Below are 5,937 nucleotides of genomic sequence, written 5' to 3' on the forward strand. Positions count from 1 at the left end.
TCTCAAAGACCCTTTGGAGACAACTCTAATGTACTAGGAGGACAGTGTTGGACGATAGCCCGGACGCGCCCGGGCTCGTCGCAAAACACTCTTGCTTTCACTCTCCGGAGCCCACGAAATGGGAGCCTGAGGGCAGCTACGCGGATCGGAGCGCTTCTGTGGGCAGTCCATGTTACGAGTGGACTCACAGCATGGGCGATATCGTCACGGCGATCACCCGAGCAGGGCTCCGGATCGAGTTCCTTCACGAGTTCCCTTACACGACCTACAAGGCTCTTCCCATCCTCGAACAGGGTTCCGACCGGTATTGGTGGCCAGCGCCATCCGAGCCCCCGTTCCCATTGATGTTCTCGATAAGGGCAACTAAGAGCTGAGGGAAGAGGCCTCCGGGATTGCCCGCAGATTGGAGCATATCGCTGACGCCGGTTCGTGGCCTGAATCATCTGGTCCGCCCGGGTTCAACAAAGGGCCGGCCGTCTTTCCGGCATATCTTCCTGATCACATTTCTGGCCCCGCCGGCCACAGTCGAGATGCCGATCGAGCCCATGGCCCAGTGCCCGACCATGTAGAAGTTCGAGAGGCCCGGGAGGGTCTCCGCGACGCCCCGGAACATATCCAGGAACCCTGTGCCGGCCGACCACGCCTGAAGCCCGTGCCAGTTGGACGTGAACCGCTCTATGGTCAGCGGAGTCGTCACATCCACGGCCTCTATCTGCTCCGACACGCCCGGGAAATGCCTTTCGAGTGATCGGATCACGTTGTCGGCGAGGCGCCGCTTTTCCTGCTCGTAGGCCTCTCCCTGGTTGCGGAGGTTCTTCCAGTAGGAGTACGAGCCGTCGAAAACCGCCTTTAGGACCCCCTTGCCCGGAGGAGCCATGGTCGGGTCGAAACCGAAGCACTCGACACTGACGTGGTCACAAGGCTTTCCCTCGACCATGATAGGTTGATCAAGCAAGTAAACCATCGAACGAGGGTAATCGCTGAGGTCGCGAGCCACTCCAAGGTAGACAGAGATACCGAACTGCTGCCTCTCGAGAGGCTTGGAGTAGTACTTGCGCAGTCTGTCGTTGACGTACTTCCCTTCGAGCAAGTCGAAGATGGTTGTCCTGCCGTCCGCCGCTGAGATCACTATGTCGGCCGGGTACTCGGTTCCGTCAATCAGCCGGACTCCGACGGCGCTGTTGTCCTTCGTAAGGATTTTCTCCACACGCGACCTGTAGTGAATCTCGCCTCCCAGCTCGAGGTATCTCTTCTCTATGGACCGCGCGAAAGCGCGCGAACCGCCGGTGGGCCAGCCTATCAGATGGCTGCTGAGTGCAGCCAGAAATGCCATGTTCAACCCGACCGGCGCTTCCTGGATATCGTACTGCACCATGGGGAAGGCCTTCCGGAGGAACGGGTCACTGAACCGGAGACCGAAGTCCCGGAGTGGGACTCGCATCCATTTCGTCAGGACTCGAAAACGAGGGAAAACTCGAATGAACCCGCCGATGCCGCCGAGCGTGGCCCCGAGCAGGTCGAACCCGCGCAGAGCCCGTACAGTGCGGGTGAATTCCTCGATCAGTCTTGCGTCTGCGGGTGCCAGGTCCTTGAGATGCTGCTCGAGCCTGTCAGGGTCGGTGTATACCACCAGCTTCTTCCCGTCGGGCGCGATCACTCGCGTGAACTCGTCATGAAAGATCATGGAAGTGCCGGGCATAATGCCTAACGCCTCCCACACGGGGTAGTAGGCTGACCCTGGTCCTGCGCCGGCCAGGTCGTGCATGCACCCATCGAACACATAGCCTTTGCGATTCCACGACGTGCACAGCCCGCCGGGGGTGACGTGCGCTTCGAAGATCCGGGTAGTGTAACCATTCGCCTGCGCGTAGCACCCTGCTGATAGTCCTGCTATTCCGGCGCCTATGATGGCTATGGAAGTCACCATGTATGTACCTCCAGTGAACCGCAATGTACGGGCTCTGCACCGGAAGGGCGTGCCACCCGACCAGTCCAGATGGGCCCGGTTCTTTTTCTCCGATTATACGCCACTATACACCACTGTCTGTACCTTCTCAAAGCGAGTATTCGGGGCGGACGAACCGGCTGTTTTCGCAATAGAAGTAAGTCGTAAGAGAGCCGGGAGTCGCAACTTCAGAACCAACGGGCTTTGGGGCATCCTCAGAAGGAACTATCCATACAGCATAGAATTCTCATAAGCGAGGCGCAACGCTTTCCTTCTACACTTTGCGTTGCCGAAGGAGGCGCACTTGATGTCATCAGGGAAGCACTGCCTAAGACGCCTGGTATTGATCTCGGTTTTGGGGCTTGTAGTTGCCCTGGGGGTGTTGAGCCCGGCCGCGTACGCTCGATCACTGGGAACACAAGACGTTGTAACCCCACAGTCTTACCTCGGGTTCGTTCCTGGAGAGGATCGTTGCCTCGCTGACTGGGATCAGATCAAGGAGTACTTCAGGATGGTAGATGAGGCGTCGGACAGGGTTGTGGTCGAGGACATCGGCCCCACAACCCTGGGGGACAGGATGATCATGGCCATCGTAAGCTCACCAGACACCATCGCCAGGCTGGAACACTACAAGGCCGTCCAACGGAAGCTGGCGGACCCGCGCGGGCTCACACAGGCCGAGATAGCGGCGCTCACTGCAGAGGCGAAAACAGTTGTGATGGTCGCCGCCTCCATACATTCCACCGAAATCGGAGGCACTCAGGCGTCCATAAACGTGCTACATAACATGGCTGCCTCTCAGGACCCTGTGATTCAGGAGATCCTCGACAACACCATCCTCCTGCTGATACCTTCCCTGAACCCTGACGGGCACAGGATGGTGGTGGACTGGTATCGTGAGCACCTTGGCACCCCGTTTGAAGGCACCTCGCAGCCTTGGCTGTACCACGAGTATGTTGGTCACGACAACAACCGTGACTGGTTCATGTTCAACCTGACCGAATCGCGTAACGTGGGGAAGGTCCTCTATCACGACTGGTTCCCCGAGATTGTGTACGACATCCACCAGATGGGCAGCACAGGCGCGAGGCTCTTTGTTCCACCGTTCTTTGATCCACCGAATCCCCAAATTGACCCCATCATCCTCCGGGAGATCATGCTCCTGGGAGGCGCGGCCACAACAGACCTGGCCGCGAAGGGTTTCAAGGGCGTGTCATCTAATGCCCAATACGACACATGGTGGCACGGCGGAATGCGGTCCGGGCCATACTACCACAACATGGTCGGCCTTCTTACGGAAGCAGCTTCAGTGAACATAGCAACCCCGATAGAGGTTCCTTTTGAGAAGCTGACAACATCTACTCGCGGCCTGCCCAACGCTCAGGGCATCCTGACCAACTTCCCCGACGTGTGGCCCGGGGGCACGTGGAGGCTCGCGGATATAGTCGCCTACGAAGAGACGGTGATATATGCTTTCTTGAAGACCGCTGCCCGGTTCCGTGACACCTTCGTCAACAACTTCGTGCTCATGGGAAATCGAGCGGTGGAGCGCGGGCTCAATGAGTCACCGTTCGCGTTCATCCTTCCTGCCGACCAGCGCGACCCGGGGAGTCTCAGCTGGATGCTGGAAGTTCTGATGTTCCAGGGTATGGAGGTTCACAGGGCCTTGCGGCCTTTCGTTGCGGACGGCGTGACCTACCCGGCCGGCACATACGTGATTCTCACCTCTCAACCTTACAGGTCAAACGTGCTAGCCCTTCTCGACCGGCAGACCTATCCCGAAAGGCGTGAGTATCCTGGAGGTCCTGCGGAGAGGCCTTACGACATCGCCGGCTGGACTCTGCCCATGCAGATGGGGGTGGAGTGTGTAAAGGTGTCGAGCCCATTCAGCGTTGACCTGATAAAGCTCGAGTCCGTGTCCTCGCCTGCAGGTTCCGTGGTTGCTGGAGACGCGAGCTATGGATACGCTTTTCGTCCCGAGGCCAACGCCGCCACCATTGTGCGCAACCGCCTGCTCCAATCAGGCATGAGCGTGCTCCGAGCGGACGAACCGTTCGCATGTTGTGGGTACGTCCTACCGCCGGGGACTACGATTGTGCTGGCGGCTCCAGGTCTTGAAGGCACTGTCAGGGCCTTGGCCGAGGAGTTTCCAATGGTGTTCTACCCTGTGGGGTCTGAGCCCCACATAGCGAAGGCACGGCTTTCCCTGCCCCGGTTGGCCGTGTACGAGCAGTGGGGGGGCAATATGGACGCGGGCTGGACCAGGCTCGTCCTGGAGCAGTTTGGGTTCAGCTATACCCATCTGCGCGATGCCGAGGTCCGGGCGGGCAACCTGGCAGCGAAGTACGACGTCATCATCCTGCCAGATTCGACCCTCGCTGCCATGAGAGACGGTCTGAAACCTGGCACTTACCCAGAGGAGTACACAGGAGGAATGACTGCTCAAGGCTTGGCTAACCTGAAGCAGTTCGTGGAGTCCGGCGGCACCCTGGTCACTTTCGATACAGCGGGGGATTTCGCGATCGAGGTCCTGGGGGTGGCTGTGAAGGACGGACTAAAGGGTGTGAGCACCAAGGAGTTCTACTGCCCTGGGTCCATCCTTGAGATCGACATCGACAACAATCACCCCGTGACCTACGGTATGGACATCAAGGCAGGCGCGTACTTCGTCCATTCGCCGGCGTATGTGCCGGCTGAAGGCGTCAGGGTGCTGGCCTCCTATCCCAAAGACACCGACCCGTTGATGTCCGGGTGGCTGATGGGGTCACAGTTTGTGCAGGGTAAGGCAGCTTTGGTGGAAGCCGAGGTCGGTGACGGCCGCGTCATCATGATCGGTTTCAGGGTGCAGCACCGGGGCCAGCCCCACGGCACCTACAAGTTGCTGTTCAACTCGATCTTCTACGGCGCCTCCGAACCGGTCAAGTAGGGATATCGGCAGCTGAGTGCGGGCGCTGTTGGAAGATCGGGAGACGGCGTCGCGCGGATCTGACAGAGACATGTAGAGGCTCATAGAGATCTATGGAGATCCGAGCCTGGTATGGAGCGACTGAGTAAAGTCTAAGTGGGCGGCGTTCCCGCCTGGCGGAGAAGATCCAGAAGTCATACAGTTCTCTTGGCAGCTGCCATCGTGGTTGCCCCCTCGGACTGTATTGCCTTACATCCGAAGAGAACCACGCTGGCGGCTGTCGTGTCAATACCGCCAGGATCCCTCTACTGAATTCACACCACTACTTAAGACACTAACCACGAACCCGGAGGAGATAGTCAGGCGGCTCAGTTCCATACTGCGGGAATAGACGAACTACTTCAAGGCCGCAAAGTGTAAGAGAGCACTGGGTGAGCTGATGGGATGGATACGCCGGAGCTTGAGGATGAAGCAGATGTAGCAGTGGAAGGTCTTGAGGGAGTTGCACAGGGCGGTTAAGCTCCGTAGTAAGGTTTGCCGAGAGCCGTGTACGAGGCCCGTAGGCGAGGTCCCGTGGAAGCGGGGTGATGTAATCAGCTCCCCTGGCATTGCCCAGCTCCATTTGCGGGCAAGCTCTTGACTGATAGTTGTACCCCAGCTGGACAACCTTCGACCAGAGGTTGACACCCCTGCGCCGCGAGCGATAGAATTCGCTTGACCCAGGTACATAGAAGTGCGAGGTGAGCGGCCGATGCTTCGGATAGAGGGAGTGTCGAAGAGCTACAAGAAAGGCGCCGTGCGCGCGGTGGACAACCTCAGTTTGCACGTGCGGCCCGGGGAGATCTTTGGGTTTCTGGGCCCGAACGGAGCTGGGAAGACAACCACCATTAAGATGATCGTGGGCCTTCTGAACCCCGACGCTGGCCGGATCGCTGTGGCTGGCCACGACGTTGTCACTGATCCCATCGGCGCGAAGGCAGTGATCGGGTTCGTCCCCGACAACCCCGACCTCTTTGACAAGCTGACGGGCGTTGAGTACCTCAACTTCATGGGGGATGTGTATGGTGTTCCCACCGAGGAGCGGAGG

The 5,937-nt window shown here is 58.8% G+C and carries 4 protein-coding genes; 3 read left to right on the forward strand and 1 reads right to left on the reverse strand.

Going from position 1 to position 5,937, the window contains the following annotated elements; translation table 11 throughout:
* Positions 1-47: 47 nt before the first annotated feature.
* A complete protein-coding gene (locus tag NUW23_14745; protein ID MCR4427418.1) occupies positions 48-374 on the forward strand; it encodes a hypothetical protein in 327 nt (108 codons plus the stop codon).
* 65 nt (positions 375-439) lie between these two features.
* On the opposite strand, the gene NUW23_14750 is transcribed toward NUW23_14745, so the two are convergent.
* A complete protein-coding gene (locus NUW23_14750) occupies positions 440-1,927 on the reverse strand; it encodes an NAD(P)/FAD-dependent oxidoreductase (GenBank protein ID MCR4427419.1) in 1,488 nt (495 codons plus the stop codon).
* 325 nt (positions 1,928-2,252) lie between these two features.
* Here NUW23_14750 and NUW23_14755 point away from each other — a divergent pair, with 325 nt between their 5' ends.
* Positions 2,253-4,871 carry a M14 family zinc carboxypeptidase gene (locus tag NUW23_14755; GenBank protein ID MCR4427420.1) on the forward strand — a complete coding sequence of 873 codons (2,619 nt, stop codon included), beginning with the start codon at positions 2,253-2,255 and terminating at the stop codon, positions 4,869-4,871.
* 730 nt (positions 4,872-5,601) lie between these two features.
* On the forward strand, positions 5,602-5,937 hold a 336-nt coding region (locus tag NUW23_14760), incomplete at its 3' end, for an ABC transporter ATP-binding protein (protein ID MCR4427421.1).

This window comes from Bacillota bacterium (assembly GCA_024655925.1).
GTDB lineage: Bacteria > Bacillota > DTU025 > DTU025 > JANLFS01 > JANLFS01.